General features: G+C 58.5%; 15 protein-coding genes and 1 tRNA gene. 10 read left to right on the top strand and 6 right to left on the bottom strand.

The genetic code is table 11. The features are described 5' to 3' along the window. Positions 1-181: 181 nt before the first annotated feature. On the top strand, positions 182-1,219 hold the full coding sequence (locus BN1012_RS00225) for a P1 family peptidase (RefSeq protein ID WP_043948035.1): 1,038 nt from the start codon (positions 182-184) through the stop codon (positions 1,217-1,219). Here the strand turns inward: BN1012_RS00225 and BN1012_RS00220 are convergent. Beyond that, positions 1,212-2,795 carry an SLC13 family permease gene (locus BN1012_RS00220; protein ID WP_244442919.1) on the bottom strand — a complete coding sequence of 528 codons (1,584 nt, stop codon included), beginning with the start codon at positions 2,793-2,795 and terminating at the stop codon, positions 1,212-1,214. The two genes, BN1012_RS00225 and BN1012_RS00220, sit on opposite strands and share 8 nt — an antisense overlap. Before the next feature lie 19 nt (positions 2,796-2,814). After that, on the bottom strand, positions 2,815-3,966 hold the full coding sequence (locus BN1012_RS00215; protein WP_043948034.1) for a hypothetical protein: 1,152 nt from the start codon (positions 3,964-3,966) through the stop codon (positions 2,815-2,817). Between the two features lie 546 nt (positions 3,967-4,512). Here BN1012_RS00215 and BN1012_RS00210 point away from each other — a divergent pair. After that, positions 4,513-4,589: transfer RNA gene (locus BN1012_RS00210), tRNA-Arg, on the top strand. A 75-nt stretch (positions 4,590-4,664) separates the two neighbouring features. Here BN1012_RS00210 and BN1012_RS00205 read toward each other — a convergent pair. Beyond that, a complete protein-coding gene (locus tag BN1012_RS00205; RefSeq protein WP_043948033.1) occupies positions 4,665-6,383 on the bottom strand; it encodes a ShlB/FhaC/HecB family hemolysin secretion/activation protein in 1,719 nt (572 codons plus the stop codon). Between the two features lie 224 nt (positions 6,384-6,607). Between BN1012_RS00205 and BN1012_RS00200 the strand changes: the two genes are divergently transcribed. The 3 genes from BN1012_RS00200 to BN1012_RS00190 all read left to right on the top strand — a co-directional run bounded on the left by BN1012_RS00200 (position 6,608) and on the right by BN1012_RS00190 (position 11,985). Further along, positions 6,608-8,020: a FecR domain-containing protein gene (locus tag BN1012_RS00200; protein ID WP_043948032.1), complete on the top strand. Its 1,413-nt coding sequence runs from the start codon at positions 6,608-6,610 to the stop codon at positions 8,018-8,020. Positions 8,021-8,111: 91 nt separating this feature from the next. Further along, entirely contained in the window at positions 8,112-10,337 is a 2,226-nt protein-coding gene (locus tag BN1012_RS16430) for a CHASE2 domain-containing protein (RefSeq protein ID WP_052534242.1), read from the top strand. A gap of 316 nt (positions 10,338-10,653) precedes the next feature. Beyond that, positions 10,654-11,985, top strand: a complete 1,332-nt coding sequence (locus BN1012_RS00190; RefSeq protein WP_052534239.1) for an alkyl sulfatase dimerization domain-containing protein — start codon at positions 10,654-10,656, stop codon at positions 11,983-11,985. Here BN1012_RS00190 and BN1012_RS00185 read toward each other — a convergent pair. Together BN1012_RS00185 and BN1012_RS16425 are read right to left on the bottom strand one after the other, a co-directional pair. Then, complete coding sequence (locus BN1012_RS00185) at positions 11,982-12,245, bottom strand: hypothetical protein (RefSeq protein ID WP_145973370.1); 264 nt, start codon at positions 12,243-12,245, stop codon at positions 11,982-11,984. The genes BN1012_RS00190 and BN1012_RS00185 overlap by 4 nt on opposite strands. Before the next feature lie 224 nt (positions 12,246-12,469). Continuing rightward, positions 12,470-13,111 carry an acyl-homoserine-lactone synthase gene (locus BN1012_RS16425; RefSeq protein ID WP_052534236.1) on the bottom strand — a complete coding sequence of 214 codons (642 nt, stop codon included), beginning with the start codon at positions 13,109-13,111 and terminating at the stop codon, positions 12,470-12,472. Positions 13,112-13,294: 183 nt separating this feature from the next. Here BN1012_RS16425 and BN1012_RS00175 point away from each other — a divergent pair, with 183 nt between their 5' ends. The 4 genes from BN1012_RS00175 (at position 13,295) to mtgA (ending at position 18,151) form a co-directional block, all read left to right on the top strand. Beyond that, on the top strand, positions 13,295-14,185 hold the full coding sequence (locus tag BN1012_RS00175; protein ID WP_043948030.1) for an alpha/beta fold hydrolase: 891 nt from the start codon (positions 13,295-13,297) through the stop codon (positions 14,183-14,185). A 23-nt stretch (positions 14,186-14,208) separates the two neighbouring features. Then, complete coding sequence (locus BN1012_RS00170; RefSeq protein ID WP_043948029.1) at positions 14,209-15,693, top strand: helicase HerA-like C-terminal domain-containing protein; 1,485 nt, start codon at positions 14,209-14,211, stop codon at positions 15,691-15,693. Between the two features lie 157 nt (positions 15,694-15,850). Further along, complete coding sequence (locus BN1012_RS00165) at positions 15,851-17,224, top strand: methyl-accepting chemotaxis protein (protein ID WP_052534233.1); 1,374 nt, start codon at positions 15,851-15,853, stop codon at positions 17,222-17,224. A gap of 177 nt (positions 17,225-17,401) precedes the next feature. Next, on the top strand, positions 17,402-18,151 hold the full coding sequence (mtgA, locus tag BN1012_RS00160; RefSeq protein ID WP_197538322.1) for a monofunctional biosynthetic peptidoglycan transglycosylase: 750 nt from the start codon (positions 17,402-17,404) through the stop codon (positions 18,149-18,151). A gap of 39 nt (positions 18,152-18,190) precedes the next feature. Here the strand turns inward: mtgA and BN1012_RS00155 are convergent, their stop codons facing one another. Continuing rightward, a complete protein-coding gene (locus BN1012_RS00155; RefSeq protein WP_043948028.1) occupies positions 18,191-18,403 on the bottom strand; it encodes a helix-turn-helix domain-containing protein in 213 nt (70 codons plus the stop codon). A gap of 178 nt (positions 18,404-18,581) precedes the next feature. Here BN1012_RS00155 and BN1012_RS17580 point away from each other — a divergent pair, with 178 nt between their 5' ends. Continuing rightward, entirely contained in the window at positions 18,582-18,734 is a 153-nt protein-coding gene (locus tag BN1012_RS17580; RefSeq protein ID WP_171815873.1) for a hypothetical protein, read from the top strand. Positions 18,735-18,783 lie beyond the last annotated feature (49 nt).

The raw sequence follows: 18,783 nt of genomic DNA, 5'->3' as shown, positions 1-18,783 counted from the left end.
TGGTGGGCGCACAGCATAACGAGGCATGGTCAGCAAAAACCAGACTTGACACTTCCCGTGCGAGAACAGGTATCGCGATTTACGTCATTTGCGCATGTCTGGCCGGCGCCCAGCGCCCTTTGCACCACATGCGTGCCTTCGCGCATACTTCGCCACCTTTTGTTCCCCGTGAGGACACACCATGAGTGCAGCGCCTTTCTCACCCGGCCCCCGTAATCTGATTACGGATGTGGATGGAATCAGTGTTGGTCAGTCGGAGGACCTGGCTGCCCGCACAGGCGTCACCGTCGTGCTTCCTGCCGATCATGCAATCGCGGCTGTTGATGTGCGCGGCGGCGGACCCGGCACGCGCGAAACGGATTTGTTATCCGCCGATTGTCTGGTGGATGCGGTCGACGCCATCGTCCTGTCCGGCGGGTCGGTCTACGGACTTGAGGCAGCATCAGGGGTGGCAGCGTGGCTAGGTGCGCGGGGACGTGGCTTTACGTTTCAGTCCACCCATCTGGTCGCCCCTATTGTGCCGCAAGCCATCCTGTTTGACCTGACAAACGGGGGCGACAAGGATTGGGGCGAGACGCCCCCCTATCGCGCGCTGGGCATGGACGCTGTTGCTGCTGCTGGTGACACCTTTGCGCTGGGCAACAAGGGAGCAGGTCTTGGGGCCCGGGCCGGTGCCTTGAAGGGCGGCATCGGCAGTGCGTCGGTGCTGGCACCTGCTGGATTTACGGTTGGTGCCATTGCTGCCAGCAATCCATTTGGATCTACCGTGATGCCGGGTAGCGCCCGCTTCTGGGCTGCACCCTTTGAAAAAGCGTCCGAACTTGGTGACCAAGGACAGCACCCAGCCCCCGACTCCCTTCCCGATGATCCTTATGCAGACAGTAAGATTGGCGCTTCGCCGGGCATGAACACCACCATTGGTGTTGTTGCGACAGATGCAGCCCTTACGCCGTCCGAGACCCGTCGGGTCGCGATGATGGCTCAGGATGGCTACGCGCGCTCTGTACGGCCGGTTCACACCCCATTTGATGGAGACGTGGTGTTTGCCATGGCAACAGGAACACGGCCCCTTCCTGAAGATGCCGCGCGGCCCGCGATGGTTGCCATGCTGGGTGCATTGGCTGCGGATACACTGGCCCGCGCCGTGGCGCGTGGTGTCTATGAGGCGGAGACACTAGCGGACAGTGTGAGTTACCGTGAGACGTTTCTGCTCAGCTAGGCGAAATGCCAAAGATGAGCGGGGCGACAAATGTCGCCAGTCCGGCGATCAAAACAATCCCGATGATGTTGAGCGCAAAACCGGCACGCATCATTTGCGGCACCGTAACGTAGCCAGATGCAAACACGATGGCGTTGGGCGGCGTCGCCACGGGCAGCATGAAGGCGCATGAGGCCGCCATAACGGCCGCGACCGAAAGCACAATGGGCGAATGGCCGGTTGCTTCAGCAATTGCAGCGACGACCGGCAGCAGGGCTGCAACGGTTGCCGTGTTGCTGGTGAGTTCCGTCAGGAAAATCACCATGGCGGCAATGGCGAGGACGAAGACCAGCAGCGGCAGCCAAGCAAGAACGCCCATGCCGTCTCCCAACGCGGCGGCAAGACCCGTGCTGGAGAATGCTCCTGCCAGAGCAAGCCCTCCACCGAAGAGTATGAGCACATCCCACGAGATGTTTTTTGCGTGTGCCCAGTCAAGCAGTCGCGCATTTTCGCTTTCCGGGGACTGACCCGGCGAGACCGTGTTGCCTGCGGGGATCAAAAACAAGGCCAGGGCCCCGGCTATAGCAATGCCAGGATCAGACAGGCCACTGAGCAGCGGGATGTCATCAAGCAAGGGCCGGAACAGCCAGAGAATGGCCATGGTGGCAAACACGATTGCGACGCGGCTCTCCGGTGCTGACATGCGCCCCAATGCACGAAGCTGGGACCGCACTTCTTCCTGGCCATGAGCGACGTCCGCATCGCTTGCACCAAGATCAAAACGATAGACAATTCGGGTCAGCACCAGCCACACCGTCGGCAACATGATTATGACCAGCGGCATGGCGAGGATCATCCAGCCCGCGAACGACACTTCAAAGCCGAACTCCTGTGCGAAGAAGGCCGCGAACAAGGCGTTGGGCGGCGTACCGACAAGAGTGGCGATGCCACCGATGCTGGCGCTGTAGGCAATGGCCAGCATGGTTGCGAGGCCAAAGCGTTGCGCATCCTTGTGGCTGGCATTGGGGCTGTTGAGGATCACCACGGATACGACAGAAGCTGCGATGGGCAACATCATAATCGTGGTTGCCGTGTTGGACACCCACATGCTCAGAAAGGCCGTAGCGACCATGAAGCCAGCAATGAGCCGCGTGGGTGACGCCCCTGCCCGCACAGCGATGGAAAGCGCAATGCGCCGGTGCAGGTTCCAGCGCTGCATGCCCTGGGCCACCAGAAACCCGCCCATGAACAGGAAGATGAGCGGGTGCCCATAAGACGCCGCTGTCGGGCGAATGGGCTGGATGCCCAGAAGGGGAAATGCCACCAATGGCACAAGGGCTGTCGCAGCAAGGGGCAAGGCTTCTGTGGCCCACCAGATGGCCATCAGCGAGGCGACGGCCAGCGTGGCCCATGCGGCTTCCGGCATGCCTTCGGGGGCGCCGATCACCATCAGGATCCCGAAGCTTGCCGCTCCGCTGACCAAGCCCAGCAATCGATGATGGTGCTGCGGGCGACCGGCTTTGTCCGCTGCCGCCAGAACGTGCGGCGCCATTTCGTCTTTGGACGATCCGGAGGGGGTGGTGTCTTGATCAGCCATCCGCAAACGGCCTTACATGCTAGCGAACGTAGACGCGCACTTCATTGGCAGCGACATCGCCACGTGTTGTGGCTGAGAGGCGGATGCGATCAGCAGGCAGTCCCATCTCGTTCATGGTGCGCACCACTGATTCAGCATTGCGGCGAGACTGGCTTTGACCAATCTGCACACGGTCAGGGCTGCCAGCAGATGGGCTGACGGCTACCACATCGAACTGCGCTGCCGGACGGACTTCCAGCGCACGGCTCAAGGCTGTGTAGAGCGCCTGCTGGTACTGTACATTCGGGCGATCAAAGCGGATTGTCACCAAAGCTGGCGTGCCAGCGGCTGGTGCGGGGCGGGATGCGGACGTTGCGGCGGGCGGTGCAATGTTGGAGACGGCAAGACCCGACCCGAAAAGCTCACCGGTCTTGATGGCGTTTGCGAGCGTTGTCAGGCTTGAGCGCTCATTGGCGACGTAGGTCGTCTGGCGGGCGATGTCGTCGCGCAGTTCGGTCAACAGACGCTCGATCAGCACTGTGGTCTGGCGTGTTTCATCCTGCAGGATGCGCAGCTGACGGTGATCTTCTTCAATCGCGCCTGACAGCGAGAAGGTCGCCTGCGTGGCTTCCAGCAGGTAGTTGGCTGTGGACGCGTTTGTCGCGATCTCGGTGGAAAGACCGGACATGGTGTTGATGTCAGCGGAGATGGAGTCGAGCTCAGCCTGGGCTGAGTTCCACTGGGTCACAAGCTCAGGGTTGCCCGGTGTCGTACCGCGCTGAAGGCGCGAGGCGATGGCACCCTTGGTCTCGTGGTAGTCACGCGAATTCGCCGTGGCACGGGCGCGGGCGGTGTTCACCCGATCGGTCTGCGTCACCATGGTGCTCTGGAGGCCGCGCAGTTCTTCGCGCAGGCCTTCAATCTTGGCGCCAACGGTTGTGCCGGTGTTGCTGCCGGCTGTCACGCTGAGGGCTTCAAAGCTGCGGGCAGCGACGCCCACGTCGGTGGCCACACCGGTTGTGCCGGCGGAGTTGGATGCGGATGTTGTGCTGCGGCCTGAATTGCCGAACAGATCCGAGTTCTCAAACGCTGCGCAGCCGCTCAAAAGAAGGGCCGCACCGACCGCGAGGGTCAGCGTGGACAGTTTGAGGGAGTGGGCGCGGGGTGCATTTACAATCTGAGGGGTGGTCATCGCGCGCTCTTGTTACCCTTTGTTTCTTGCAGAGAGACGGTGCTTCCAACCAAGTCGTGGCCCGAACAGATGTCCGGCACATATCGCCAAAACCCTTGAGAAGACTGGCCCCCTGAAAACGGACACGCCGCCCTGATGGCAAGCGCCCGACTGATTACGGATACCGGGTATTGACGCGTGAAGCCCCCTGGCCCCTTCCCGTCGTTCCGGCGAAATGGATGTCTGCTCTGCATCTAATAGTGCAGCGCGAAAGCGAAGTCACTCTAACCAATGCGGAATCCCCCCACAAGCGCGGCTTTTATGGTGAATCAGGCTGTTTTTTGGCAATTCGGGTCAGCGTGGCGTCTCTCGTGCCCCTTAATGCGCTGCAGAACCCGGTTTTGGCCGGGCTGCCGCCAAGAATCACCCACGACGCGCTGATTGCCTCTTGCGCTTGGATGCGCGGTGCATTAGAGCTTCACGCCTTCGCGGGCAGGGCACATATCCCCTGCACTTTGCGTCTATCGCAAGGCTCCACCCTTGGAGCCCACCCATCCCGTGAAACATGCGCCGGTAGCTCAGCTGGATAGAGCACCAGACTACGAATCTGGGGGTCGGGAGTTCGAATCTTCCCCGGCGCGCCACTTCCCCGCTTTGCAGATTTCAAACCTTGAACGACCGCTGATGGCTTACGAACTGGGGCGTATGCATCCCGGTTCTTAAAGCTGCCCGGACAGGAAGAACAGCGCCTGCCATTCGTCTGTGTTGGTGCGGCTTGAATCACGGTCCAACGGCTTTGCCAATTCGAAACCGGCGTTGAAGTCGTCCGCAAAGGTCAGTCGGATGCCCGCCCCGGCCGACGACAATGACTGCCGTGCGTCACCAAAGACCACATTTCTGTTCCATACAGCGCCCGTGTCGTAGAACGCATAAATCTGCGGGCTAGAGACCCAGGCCAGTTCGATATCAGGTGCGATCGTGAACTCGATTGAGCCCGCAATCCCGTCATCACCGGTCAGCTCACCATACTCAAAGCCTCGCCCGAACCGGGCCCCTCCAAGACTGAACTCCTCCGAGGAGACGAGTGCATCCGTCGCCCTTTGTGCTCTGCCTGCCAGCGTCACGGAAAGCAGATCATCAACAAGCTGCTGATACCGCGACACATCTACGGTCAGGGTGGCCGCCTGAGGATCAGCGTCAACACGCGACAGCAATAGATCGCCTCGCTTGGCCGCGTTCATCAGGCGAATACCTTTGGACGCCCGGAACGTGACATAGCTGCGCCCGCCCCAATCATCCGCAACCATGCCGGAAATACTCCCACGCAGCACCACCAGATCCTCGTCAAACACAGTGCCAAAGTCCGTACGCTCTTCTGCGCTTCTGACATCAAGGCTGGTGTTGAGCCACAGGTTTGACTCCCGTGCGCGGACAATCGGGTAGGCCAGACTTGCGGACACTGCCTTGAGATTGCTCTCATCGCCCACAGCATCGAGGGTTCCACCGGCATCAATCCAGCTTGCTGTTCCTGACACGCTCATCTGCAAACCACTGGAGCCAATGGGTGTCGTGTACCCGATGCGGATAAGCTTCAGCTCGCGCGGCTCGCTTGGCACGGTGAACCCTGCGACCGAGACAGCATCCCCAAAACCGATTGTGTTGCGAAGTTCAACGCTGGTGCCGGCCTGCACCGGACCGACTTCTGCTGAGCCGCGATTGTCTACAAAGAAGGAACCGCCGATACGATCAAGGCCAATCTCAAGTGCCAGTGTATGCGCACCCTGCACCGCCTCGTCCTCTGACAGAACAGCGTCTTTGAGCGAGACACCGGGCATGTCGTTGATCAGCAGCATGTTCCGCTCAAGGGTTGTAAGTGTAAGTGGGCGCTCAGCGGTGATGCGCGACGCGTACCCCTTGATGGCGTACTCAGGTACGGTGCCATCGGTCGTCACATGGCTCACATACCCTTCGATAATCTGAATACGGATGATACCGGTTGTGACGTCCTGCGGCGGAAGTATGGCGCGTGACAGCACATAGCCGGCGTCGCGATAGAGCGCTGTGATGCGACCGGCAATAGATTCAAGTTCGGTTGACCCAATTTGGGTTGCGAGGAGCGACGCATATGTCGCGGCTATTTCTTCGCCAGAAAAGGCCGTAGCCCCTTCGACAGTCACACCGCTTAGAATGAAAGGTGGAACGTTGATATCGTCGGTACCCGCACCAGCTATACCAAGGCTGAGGTCATCGGCTGTTGGCTTGCGCGACGGCACTTCACGCTCAATGAGCTGGTCTTCAATGCGGCTGGGGTCGGCTTCCTGCGAGGCCTGAGAGTGTGCGTCCTGTATCCACATCGTTGCGCACAGGGCAGGCATGGTCACCGCGAGCATCACAACGCGCGGAATGCTGTCCGGGATATGGAAATGCAGAAGAGCCATTTTCGTTGAGCATTGAGTCCCGGTTGCCGACAAACTTTTTAGCAGTCCCGCTTCAGGACAATCGATGGCTGCAACCAATGGGTGCCGCCATCCTGAAGCTTAAGAAATACCTACTCACTCAAATACACCCTTTCGGGTTAAGTGATTCTTTCCTTTATTTCCAATGCCTTGTTTCAAAATTTTAGACATATGCCAGACTTCGGTTGGGGTCGGATAAGCCCGGCATGGAGATATCAATTATGCGCCGCATCCAGAATGGACTGGCATACGCAGCTATCGCACTCGCGATGGTTGTATTTTCAAATACTGGCTACGCTGAGTCTGCCTGGCAGGTAGAGTCCCGCAGCGGTGACGTGTGGATCGCGCACGAAGGCGTGACGCCCGTGGCGCTCGGCAGCAAGCAGATGCTTGCGTCCGGCACAATGCTTACAACCGGCGCCACAGGACGTGTGATCATACGCCGTGGCGAAGAGGCTATTGTCGTCGCGCCAAATACAAGCATCCAGTTGGCGCCCCAAAGCAAGCAGGGCTTGGCGACAACCATTATTCAGTCAATTGGTACCATTCTTCTGTCGGTCGACAAGAAGGATCACCAGCATTTTGAGGTGGAAACCCCTTATCTGGCTGCTGTCGTGAAGGGCACCAAGTTTGCCGTCACCGTTGCAGATGGAAAATCCTCCGTGCACGTTGTGCAGGGTGCCGTGGAAGTCATGGATTTTGAGTCTGGTGACGTGGGCATGGTGCGCCCCGGCCAGACGGCTGATGTATCAGCCGGGTCAGGTGTTGGCCTGTCTGTATCCGGACCAGGAGCAGCAAGCCCGGCCAAGGCCCTTCGGACTGGTCGTACGCCGCGAACGGTTGCACCCGCATCACGCGCGGCCTCTCCGGGCAGTCCCACACCAGCTGTCGGGGCGCCCAACCCTCAGGCACCTGTGCGTATCAAGGCGACAATGGGCGTCCAGACCCTTGATGTCCCCGCAGCAACTGGTGGTCTTGTCCGCCAGAGCGTACCCGGTACAACAGCTGCGGCTGCAAAGAGCAATGTCGGTGCTGCGGTCAGCGCCGGCGCCAAAGCAAGCTCCAAGGCAAGTGGCAACGCAACTGGCCTGGTCAACAGCGCTGCCTTGTCTTCTTCCGCGCCCAGCAGCGGGAAAGGCCTCGGTCTTGGCAATGGGCTTTCTGTCGGAGCCTCCGGTAATTCGGGCGGCAATGGCGGCGGCCTCGCACTTGGGGCTTCAAACGGCAACGCGGGTGGTAACGGCGGCGGTCTGGCCCTGGGCGCCTCAACCGGCAATTCGGGCGGTAACGGCGGCGGCCTCGCGCTTGGGGCCTCAAATGGCAACGCGGGTGGTAACGGCGGCGGTCTGGCCCTGGGTGCCTCGATTGGCAATTCCGGCGGTAATGGCGGCGGCCTCGCCCTTGGGGCCTCAAACGGCAACGCGGGCGGCAATGGCGGCGGTCTGGCTCTGGGCGCCTCAGTTGGCAATTCGGGTGGCAACTCAGGAGGCAATGGCGGTGGTCTGGCCCTTGGCGCCTCGATTGGCAATTCGGGCGGCAATTCGGGCGGAAACGGCGGCGGCCTCGCACTTGGTCTTGGGAATGGCAATGCTGGTGGGAACGGGAAAAACAAAAAGTGACGTTAACCTGACCTCATCCATTCATCGCACATAATCATCAGCCGGGCTGGCAACAGCCTGGCTGATTTTCTATGTGGGGGTGCCGCGGGACATGCAGCGGCTTATTCAAGGATGTGCTGTATTTTTCATCGCCATGAGCGCCTATGCGTTCGGCGCGCTGGAAACCCTTGAACTTGCCTTGCTCGAATCCCGCTTTGATCTCCTTGATCGGCCCGCATCCGGTGAGGTGGTTGCTGTTCAGATCGATGCCCGGTCGATCCAGGAACTCGGCCAATGGCCGTTGCCTCGCAACACTTACGCCTATGCAGTCCGATCATTGGTTGCTGCCGGTGCGAATGAAATTGCCATTGATGTGGACATGAGCGCCCGGACCAATGAGAACGAGACGGCGGCGCTCGCGCGCGCCCTTGAAGATGCTGGTGGTCACGTCATCCTCCCCGCCTTCACGCAACTGGCCGAACCAGGTGTGTATGACGGGAACCTCATTGATGCCGAACCGACACCGGCCCTCACACCCCATGCCTGGCTTGGAAGCGTTAATGTCATTCCGGATAAAGACGGCCGTCTGCGTCAGCTCATGCACGGCATGTGGAATGCCGATGGCGAATTCAGGTACTCCATGTTTGCCCTGCTTGCAGGCAAGGCCAAACCACAGCCGGAACCTTTCTATGTCGACTACGGCATAGATGTACGCACAATTCCCCGCATCTCATTTGTTGATGTGATGGAGGGGCGGTTCGACGTCAATGTAGTGAATGGCAAGCGCGTCATCATTGGCGGTACAGCTGTTGAACTGGGTGACCACTTTGCTGTGCCACGCTATGGCGTCATGTCAGGGCCAATGGTCCAGGCCATGGGGTTCGAGACGCTCCATCAGGACCGAGAAATACACCGCACCGGACCCATTGGTGTTGTTCTGCTGGTTATCCTGGTGCTGGCAGGTGCCCTGTGCATGCCGCAACAGCGGGGCTGGTTTGGATATGCAGCCATCGTGGCTGTTGCCGTTTTTGGCCTGCTCGCGGTCTCTGGGCTCCTTCAGCATTTTGTGGCCATCAGTCTTGATGTATTGCCAGCCCTCTTTGCCTTGATGCTGGTCTTTGGCCTTCAGCTTGTTCTTATGTCAGACATACAAAGGCGAAATGCGGCCCGCCAGAAGCGGATCGCCGCACACCAACGGATCCTCCTGGACCGGGTTGTCTCCGACAGCTTCGACGGCATCGCCATCCTTGATGCGCAGGGGCGCATCGAGCAGGCAAATACGCAGACGTTTGACCTGTGTAATGTTCCGCAAGCCGCAAGCGGTGCCACCATCGACGACCTGCTTGAAAACCTGTCGCCTGATCGCGACAGACCTTCGGCGGGCTGGCACACAGCGCCGCCGGGTGAGCCCATAATGGCCAGCGTCTTTAAGGATGGTAAAGAACACCATCTGGAAATGAGGCTAAACCGCAGTGACGTTCCAATTGATGTGCCGACACCGAATGGGACGACATACAGACACGTGCTCGGCCTCACGATTCGGGACGTAACAGACAGTGTGCTTGCGGTAACCGCGCAGCGCGAGGCCCGCGAACAGGCTGAACGGGCAAACCGGGCCAAGACGGATTTTCTTGCCAATATGGGTCATGAGCTGCGCACCCCGCTCAACGCTGTGATCGGGTTTGCCGAGTTGATGGAACAGCAAGCGATGGGCCCTCTCGGCTCGCCGGACTATCTGGAATATGCCGCCCACATCAGCGGCAGCGGGCGTCATCTGCTGAACATCGTCAACGATATAATGGAAATTTCGCGGGCGGAAATGGGTAGCATTGAGCTCGCGGATGAAGCCATTTGCCTTGCTGAAATCGCCGAGAGCGCCATCCACTCCGCGCGGGGCGATGCAAATGCATGTGCGCACACCATCAAGACCGAGTTTGATTTCACTGTTGGAGATGTCCTAGCCGATGCGTCGCGCATTCAGCGGGCCGTCAGCAATCTTATCAGCAACGCAGCCTGCTACTCGCCTCCCGACGAACAAATTGTCGTTCGCACGCTCATAGATGATCAGGGCCATCCCACCATCGAGGTTGAAGATCATGGCGAAGGCATCCCCGCGGAGATGCTCTCCTCCATTCTCATGCCGTTCCAACAGGTCAGGGCGTCCGCGCACCGGTCTTCAGACGGCATCGGCCTTGGCCTGACTATTGTTTCGGCCTTCATGAAACAGCATGGCGGGACAATCGAAATAGACAGTTCCGTTGGCGTTGGAACAACCGTCCGCCTCATATTCCCGGTCAGCCGAAGACTAGGGACGGGCCAGCTTGACGCAGCCGGCTAGTCAACGCGCAAACACGCGACCGCCTTCACACCAGTTACTTCACAACGAAATCAGACCTCCGCGGCCTGTTTGCGATTGAACTTGTCGGCCTCACTCGCCCTGACATCTTTGCAAGGGATGTCTCCCGCATGTGATGGGCTTTCAGTCGATTTCCAGAATGGATGAGGGCCAGCTGGTGCCATCTCTGGCCCGTTCTTTGTTGTTGCCACATGGATGAAACCATTCTCCGAAAATTTAATGGGTGTTTCTAATTCGAAATTGGCCGCTATAGTCCGGCTCTGATTTCAAGAAACGGCCTTATATGGGGAGAACAGCCATGTCCGACATTCTGGCGAAGTCCGCACACTATATTGACGATGGCGTGTATGAGGGCGCCGGGCTGATCAACCGCCCGACGACAGAGCTCTCCGAAGTCGGCGATGGCGTTGCCATCATTGAGGCCTTCAGCCATGTGGTGGCGCTCAAGTCCGGAGACGGCGTGGTGCTGTTCGACACAAGCCTTGATGCTTTTGCCGGTGGTATCGTCAAATCCCTGCGGCGATGGACCGAGGAGCCGGTCACACATGTTTGCTACACCCATGGCCATGCGGACCATGTGGGCGGGACAGGCGCAATTCTGTGTGACGCCTGCGAGCGTGGCCACACCCGCCCGCAGGTCGTTGCCCATGAAAATGTCAGCCCGCGCTTCCGGCGCTATGAGCTGACCAATGGCTACAACTTCACCATCAATGCCCGACAGTTTGCCCCGGCAGCAGAACTCAAGATGGGCGGCGGTAGCGGCAATGAAGGTCGTGCACCACAGCCGCGCCGGTTCGGGCCCGACCCCTGGGTTGATCCGGATACGACGTTTCGTGATGCCATGACGCTGCGTGCGGGCGATCTGACATTTCATCTGAACCACGCCATCGGCGAAACAGATGATCATCTGTGGGCCTGGATACCCGAGCACAAGGCCATTTGCTCAGGTGACTTTGTGACCTGGGTTTTCCCAAATGCCGGGAACCCTCAAAAAGTGCAGCGCTATCCGCTTGAATGGGCAAAGGCGCTGCGCGACATGGCCGCCAAGGAACCAGAGCTTCTGCTTCCTGCACACGGGCTACCGATTGAAGGCAAGGCGCGTATCGCCACAGTCCTCGATACCATCGCCACCGCGCTGGAGCTGCTGGTCCAGCAGTCATTGGAAATGATGAACAACGGGGCCCGGTTTGATGAAGTGTTGCATTCCATCAAGTTGCCCTCGCACTTCATGGACAAGCCCTACCTCAAGCCTGTTTATGACGAGCCGGAATTCATTCTGCACAACATCTGGCGGCTCTATGGCGGCTGGTATGATGGCAACCCATCGCGCCTGAAACCGGCGCCCGATGCCGCTCTGGCTCAGGAAATGATATCACTGGCGGGTGGGGTCGGCCCTGTTGTCGCCCGAGCGCAAGCGCTCGCGGGCACCGGCGTAGAGGCTGACATGCGACTGGCCTGTCACCTGGTTGAGTCCGCCGCCCTTGCAGAGCCGGACAATCGGGAAGCGCATGCGGCGCGCGCTGAAATCTATGGCGCGCGACGGCAGGCGGAACTGTCTTTGATGTCCAAGGGTATTTTTGGCTGGGCGGAGCGAGAGTCCCGCCTCAAATCCGGTGAGAATGACGTCTAGAAGAGGCTGACCACCCGAGATGGATTTTCATCCTCGTCCAACAAAGTGCGCAACTGCACCAGCATGGCGGCATCTGACCGCGTCATGCCTGTCGCGATGGTGATCTGTCCGCCGGCAGCATCCAGGCGCGGACGACCATCAGTGTCTCGGGCCACAATCTTGTAGGTGTCGGTGTCGCGATCATGCGCAACGCCCCAGGGGGCGGGCGTCGCATCCAGCAGCCATTGTTGAAAAAGACCTTTGACGCGGGCGTCCAACATGAGCGCTTGTCCACTTCCTTTGGCACCTGAATGCGTCATGCGCAGCCGGGCACTCATGCGGCAGGGATTCGCCCTTCCGCTCTGCCATGAGTTTCGCAAAGCAAAGTGACAGTGCTCAAGTCCTTTCGTCGCAATAGCGCCCAACACGTTGTGGGTGTTTGAAAGGCAATTGACCCGAATGCACCTGGTGCATCCGGGTCAATCACCCGTAACTCTCCGCGATGTCAGGCCGCTTTGCGGTATGGGATGCTGGCCTTTGGATAGGTGACAATATCTTCAGTGACACCAGCTCCTGCCCGATAGGCTGCCAGGGTTGTTTCGCTCAGATGCACCCAGCCACCCACGAGCAGCGTGCCGTCGTCCAGCGTGATTGGCTCACCCAGTTTCTCGACAAACTCCGGATTTTCACGTGACTGGAACTCCAGCAGCTTTGGTGGCATTTCGAAGATAACGCGATCTGCCCCAACGCTCAGCAGGAACTCCACAAAACCGATGCCCAATTCGGCAAGGGTCTGACGCCGCTCTTCCACGGACAGTTCCGGGTCCGCACTCATCCGCGTGCCTTCCCAGACTTTCGGGTCTTTGGGGATCGGGCGGGTCTGGATGATGTTCGGCCAGACATGCTCCGCCAGATAAGGCTGGGTGGTGGGAATAAGGCGCATGCCGCCCATCACTTCGCCGGTCTTAGGTCTCCGCTTGATCAGATAGACGGTCGCTGGGGTGTCAAACTGGTCATATTCAAGATTGTCGAAATGAGGAATGTCCCAGCCTTCACGTTCTATGAACAGCCGGTAGCGCATGCGGTGATAGTCCACCAGAGCGTCCCCAAACTCGTTTGCAGTCGAAAATGTCATGCACTCAATCATTTAAGCCTCCTGCTTACTAGAAGGCTCCATTCCGTTCGATTTTGCGCGGCGCTACACCTATGAAGGTAGAGAGTTGACCTGCGGGACTCGCGCGTGTCTGCGATTGCCATGAAAAATTAGAATGACAAGAGATGGATTCTTCTGCCCTTTCCCTGACCCCAATGGCGCGGGTAAAGTGCGGACATGACCAATAAAACTGATTTGATTGTCGGGCCCGCGTCCCGGAACTACTACTCGCAGCGCCTGCGGCTTCACTATGTGGATTGGGGGAACCCGGACGCTCCCCCCTTGCTGCTGGTTCATGGCGGCCGCGACCATTGCCGCAACTGGGACTGGGTGGCTGAAGAGCTCCGCCACGACTACCACATCATTGCACCTGACCTGCGCGGGCACGGTGACAGTCAGTGGATGGTTGGCGGCACCTACATGATCAATGACTATGTCTATGACATTGCGCAGCTCATTCATCAGTTGAAGCTGGCACCGCTCAAGATTCTGGCGCACTCCTTTGGTGGCGCGATCTCACTTCGCTACACAGGCATTTACCCCGAGACGGTTGAAAAACTGATCGCCATCGAGGGTCTGGGTCCGCCGCCGAAGATGCTCGCGCAGCGCGCAGGCAAACCGGCGGACGAACGGCTGTCAGGCTGGATTGACCAGATGCGCGGCCTGTCAGGACGTTCACCGCGCAAATACCCAGAGCTGGAAGATGCCGTGAAACGGATGCAGGAAGAAAACCCACATCTCAGCCCGGAACATTCGCGACACCTGACCGTGCACGGCATGATTCAGAACGAGGACGGAACGTGGTCGTGGAAGTTTGACAACTATGTCCGGGCTTTCCCGCCGGACCGGTGGGACTCTGAGGAAACAAACGCCTTGTGGGGCCGCATTGAGGCTCCAGTGATGCTGGTGCGCGGCACCGACAGCTGGGCGTCTGACCCGACCGAGGACGGCCGCATCAATGCCTTCAAGAATGCGAAGGCGGTGAATGTGGAGGGCGCAGGTCACTGGGTCCATCATGACAAGTTCGACGAGTTCATGGGTCTCGCCCGCCACTTCCTCAAAGACTAATAATCAGCATACGAACGGATAACATGTCTCAGCAGCTCTTTCTTGGCCGCGGTGCCATTGACCAGCACCTGTCTCTCAAACTGGCCAATCGTCATGGGCTGATCGCAGGTGCGACGGGCACGGGAAAGACCGTATCCCTCCAGATCCTGGCTGAAGGCTTTTCAGAAGCCGGCGTCCCGGTCTTTATGGCCGACGTCAAAGGTGATCTGTCCGGCATGTCGCAGGCGGGGGTTTCAAAAGACTTTCTTGAAAAGCGGGCTGCAACCATCGGTCTGGACGATTACAAATATTCTCAGTACCCGGTTGTGTTCTGGGATGTGTTCGGCGAGCAGGGTCACCCGGTTCGCACGACAATCTCGGAGATGGGGCCGATCCTGCTGTCGCGACAGCTGGGGCTCAACGACACTCAGGAAGGTGTGCTGACAATCGCGTTCCGCCTGGCCGACGAAGACGGCATGCTGCTGCTTGATCTAAAGGATCTGCGCGAAATGCTGGCCTTCATGTCCGAAAACACAAAAGACATTTCCGGGCGCTACGGCAATGTGACCACAGCCTCCATCGGCGCGATCCAGCGACGTTTGCTGACTCTGGAAACCCAGGGTGGTGACAAGTTCTTCGGAGAGCCTGCCCTTCGTCTACAGGACCTGATGCGGACCACTTATGACGGACGCGGCCAGGTGAACATCCTTGCGTCCGACAAACTCATTCGCGCGCCGCAGCTCTATGCCACTTTCATGTTGTGGCTGATGTCAGAGCTGTTTGAGGAATTGCCGGAAGTCGGTGACCCGGAGAAACCGAAACTGGTTTTCTTCTTTGATGAAGCACACCTGCTTTTTGACGATGCACCCAAACATCTGGTGGACCGCATTGCGCAGGTTGTGAAGCTGATCCGCTCCAAAGGGGTGGGCATCTATTTTGTCACGCAGAACCCGCTTGATGTGCCCGACGAGGTGCTGGGCCAGCTGGGCAATCGGATCCAGCATGCGTTGCGGGCTTTCACGCCACGTGACCAGAAGGCCGTGCGCGTTGCTGCTGACACTTTTCGGGCGAACCCAAATCTCAAGACTGCGGAAGTCATCACGCAGCTGGGTGTGGGGGAGGCTCTGACATCTACCCTGGGTGAAAAAGGCGTGCCGGGCATTGTGGAACGGACACTGATCCGGCCGCCAAGTTCCCGGCTTGGGCCGGCCACGCCCGATGAGCGCAAGGCCACACTTGCCTCCAGTCCGGTTGGCGGGACCTATGACACGACGATTGATCGCGAGTCGGCGTATGAAATTCTCCAGAAGCGACGTGCCGAACTGGAGGCGGAGCGCGCTAAGGCTGAAGAAGCTGCAACCGCAGAAAAAGAGCGAAAAGAGCGCGAAAAGGCTGAAGCCCGCGCCCGGCCCAAGGCCTCGAGACGTCAGGGCACCACAGAGGCCTTCATCAAATCCATGGTGCGGCAGGTCGGCCGGACCCTTGGACGCGAACTGATCCGCGGCATTCTGGGCTCTATCAAGCGATAGGCCATTTCGCCTTACAGTTGCAGAAGAAATCCATTTGATTTCAACGCCTAAAAACTTGCATGCCCCAAAATCGTGCAACTTTTACGATTATTTTACAGACCTCCTCTTTAATCACGAAACACCCGCTTGAGGCAGGTGGCCATGAGAGGGGAAATTCATGAGCATTTTTGATCGCGGTGCCAAGAGCACCAAAGGAAGCGCGAAGTCCAAGAGGGGCGACGCTTCAAATCCAAAGACTACAATCGAGGCCACGCTTACGGCACTCGCGTCTGGCGACCTTGTCAGTTTGCCGGAAGGGGCGGAATCCGGTGATGCAGGTACTCAATGGCAGGCGATTGCGACAATCGCTGACAAGTTGCGCCAGGCTACACAGCTTTCGCAGATGGTGGACGAGATGCCCATCAACGTCATGATGTGCGATCCCGAAGACTTCAAGATCCGCTACGTCAACAAGACAAGCATCGATACGCTGCGGACAATCGAAGAGCATCTGCCCATCAAAGCGGACGAAGTTGAAGGCGCATGCATTGACGTGTTCCACAAAAGTCCGGTGCATCAGCGCACCATGCTGGGCGACCCTGCCAACCTTCCGCACAAGGCACTGATCCAGGTTGGACCGGAGAAACTCGAACTCAATGTTTCTGCCATCACCAACCCGGACGGTTCCTATGCTGGCCCAATGGTGAGCTGGAGCGTTGTATCAGCTCAGATTTCCATGGCTGAAAAGGTGAAGGGCGTTGTCGATGTGGTTGCATCTGCGTCAACTGAACTCGACGCCACTGCCCGCGGCATGACAGGCACAGCCGAGGAAGCATCCACCCGTTCTGCGACGGTGGCATCTGCTTCTGAAGAAGCGTCTACCAATGTCCAGACTGTTGCCGGCGCTGCTGAAGAGCTTGCCAGCTCGGTTCAGGAAATTGGCCGCCAGGTTGCGCAGTCCTCCCAGATCGCCGGACGTGCTGTCGATGAGGCCACACGCACAAATCAGACCGTGCAGAGCCTTGCTGAAGCAGCAGGCCGTATTGGTGACGTGGTGAGCCTCATCACGGATATTGCAAGCCAGACGAACCTGCTTGCACTCAATGCCACGATTGAAGCCGCTCGCGCCGGTGAAGCGGGCAAGGGCTTTGCGGTTGTGGCCTCTGAAGTGAAAGCACTGGCAACGCAGACCGCCAAGGCCACTGAAGACATCGGCACGCAGATCTCGTCCATTCAGGATGTGACGTCGAGCGCTGTGGATGCCATCGCGTCCATTCAGTCGACGATTGATGAGATTTCTTCCATCTCAACAGCCATCGCAAGTGCCGTTGAAGAACAGGGCAGCGCGACGCAGGAGATTGCCCGCAATGTCCAGGAAGCGGCTTTGGGTACACAGGAAGTGTCCTCGAATATCGCCGGTGTCTCCTCTTCTGTGAGCGAGACAGGTGCTTCGGCTCAGGAAGTTCTGTCAGCCGCCGGCGAGCTCTCCCAGCACGCCGCTGAGTTGCGCACTGAGATTGAGGGCTTCCTGCAGCACATGAACGCCGCATAGAGCACCTTCAACGCCACGCCCCACCCAAGGGGTCGAGAACCGGGATCCGCCTTTAGGCTGGTCCCGGTTTTTGTTTGTTCGGTGACCATTTGTCCCCGAGAGTACAAAGCCCGCTATCACTTTGTTTGTGGTTGGCGCATAGACTTTGCCGCGCTGACCATTCTGGAGATCAACCGCGTGACGCGCCGCCGCTCATCCTCAAAGAAACGCAGATCAATATCCGGCGGCTTTTTCAGCCGGCTGCGGCGTCGTGACCTGTCCATCATCGAGTGGGCGCTGGTCGGGGTTGTCGGCGTATTTGTGGTTCTTCCCGTTGGTTTGATCCTGCTCTACCGGGTCGTGCCGCCGCCGCTCACGACCGTCATGGCCATTCGACTTGTCGAGGGACAGGGCCTCAGCCGGGACTGGGTGCCCTTGGAAGAGATCGCACCATCGGTGCGCTACGCGGTGATCGCATCCGAAGACAACAACTTCTGCTCCCATGGGGGCGTCGACTGGACGGCCCTGAGACAAGCCATGACGGCGGAAATTGAGGGTGGTGGCCAAGGCGGTGCCAGCACACTCACCATGCAGACCGCGCGCAATTTAATGCTGTGGCCCCACCGCAGCTACATTCGCAAGGGCCTGGAACTTTATGTGGCCACGCTCATTGACGCCCTTTGGCCCAAGGAGCGGATTTTTGAGGTCTATTTGAACATTGCGGAGTGGGGGCCGGGGGTCTTTGGCATTGAGGCGGCAGCCCGGCATCATTTTGGTGTTTCGGCAAAGGATCTGACCCAGCGGGAGGCGGCCCGGCTGGCCGTCATCCTGCCCAACCCAATTGAGCTGCATGCAACGGCTTCAACGGGTCATGTCACCCGTCAGGCAGCCATTGTTCGCAAGAGAATTGGTCAGTTGGGGCCACTTTTAGACTGTGTCAGGCCCTGATTGTGACGGTCCTAGTCTTGGTTAATATCCGTTAACTTCTTAGTCTTCATTTGGCCCATTATAGTCTGTAATTCCCTGTGCGAGGGCATAGCACGCGAGCCGAATAGAGCGTGGTACTTTTACCCTCTCTCCGTCACGCTCTCCTTTCTCGTAGTACTGAATGATACGAGGCTTTAGACCAAGTGCTTTTGCGGCGTCTTTCTGAGACATGCCCAAAGACTTGCGCCAGCGCTTGAATTCTTTCTCATCCATGTCAGTCACACTCCCCTCGGCGGGCTCTTAAGACTCTATTTACGCACGCTGTGCGCTTTTTTGTTGACGTCTGCGCACATGGTGCGTATATAGGATACATATTACGGTTTTATGACACCTCTAACCAGGTAGCCGATAGGCGGCAATGTCTAAGACCGAGAAGAATGGAGAGCCACCCATGCTGAAGAATATGATGTACTGGCTCTCTTTCGGGATCACACCCCGGAGGGAGCAACACAAGTCCCGCCATCCATATGCGGGCCATACGCTGGAAGACGAACGGTCATTCACGCGTCGCATGGCCTTCTACAAGGCGCACCCCCACCACTAGGACCAATCCTTGTGGAAAAAGAACAACAAAGAAAAGGCAGACCTGCCAA

This window comes from Candidatus Phaeomarinobacter ectocarpi (genome assembly GCF_000689395.1).
Lineage (GTDB): Bacteria > Pseudomonadota > Alphaproteobacteria > CGMCC-115125 > CGMCC-115125 > Pyruvatibacter > Pyruvatibacter ectocarpi.
Note: the sequence above shows the minus strand (reverse complement) of the source record. Positions and strands in the feature narration are given on the sequence as shown.

What these genes read in the sequence shown, in the direction of transcription:
- BN1012_RS00165 (WP_052534233.1), top strand. Translation starts at nt 15,851, where the DNA reads ATGAGCATTTTTGATCGCGGTGCCAAGAGCACCAAAGGAAGCGCGAAG.
- BN1012_RS17580 (WP_171815873.1), top strand. Translation starts at nt 18,582, where the DNA reads ATGCTGAAGAATATGATGTACTGGCTCTCTTTCGGGATCACACCCCGG.
- BN1012_RS16430 (WP_052534242.1), top strand. Translation starts at nt 8,112, where the DNA reads ATGCAGCGGCTTATTCAAGGATGTGCTGTATTTTTCATCGCCATGAGC.
- BN1012_RS00200 (WP_043948032.1), top strand. Translation starts at nt 6,608, where the DNA reads ATGGAGATATCAATTATGCGCCGCATCCAGAATGGACTGGCATACGCA.
- BN1012_RS00205 (WP_043948033.1), bottom strand. Translation starts at nt 6,383, where the DNA reads ATGGCTCTTCTGCATTTCCATATCCCGGACAGCATTCCGCGCGTTGTG.
- BN1012_RS00225 (WP_043948035.1), top strand. Translation starts at nt 182, where the DNA reads ATGAGTGCAGCGCCTTTCTCACCCGGCCCCCGTAATCTGATTACGGAT.
- BN1012_RS16425 (WP_052534236.1), bottom strand. Translation starts at nt 13,111, where the DNA reads ATGATTGAGTGCATGACATTTTCGACTGCAAACGAGTTTGGGGACGCT.
- BN1012_RS00215 (WP_043948034.1), bottom strand. Translation starts at nt 3,966, where the DNA reads ATGACCACCCCTCAGATTGTAAATGCACCCCGCGCCCACTCCCTCAAA.
- BN1012_RS00185 (WP_145973370.1), bottom strand. Translation starts at nt 12,245, where the DNA reads ATGTTGGACGCCCGCGTCAAAGGTCTTTTTCAACAATGGCTGCTGGAT.
- BN1012_RS00175 (WP_043948030.1), top strand. Translation starts at nt 13,295, where the DNA reads ATGACCAATAAAACTGATTTGATTGTCGGGCCCGCGTCCCGGAACTAC.
- BN1012_RS00190 (WP_052534239.1), top strand. Translation starts at nt 10,654, where the DNA reads ATGTCCGACATTCTGGCGAAGTCCGCACACTATATTGACGATGGCGTG.
- BN1012_RS00220 (WP_244442919.1), bottom strand. Translation starts at nt 2,795, where the DNA reads ATGGCTGATCAAGACACCACCCCCTCCGGATCGTCCAAAGACGAAATG.
- BN1012_RS00155 (WP_043948028.1), bottom strand. Translation starts at nt 18,403, where the DNA reads ATGGATGAGAAAGAATTCAAGCGCTGGCGCAAGTCTTTGGGCATGTCT.
- BN1012_RS00170 (WP_043948029.1), top strand. Translation starts at nt 14,209, where the DNA reads ATGTCTCAGCAGCTCTTTCTTGGCCGCGGTGCCATTGACCAGCACCTG.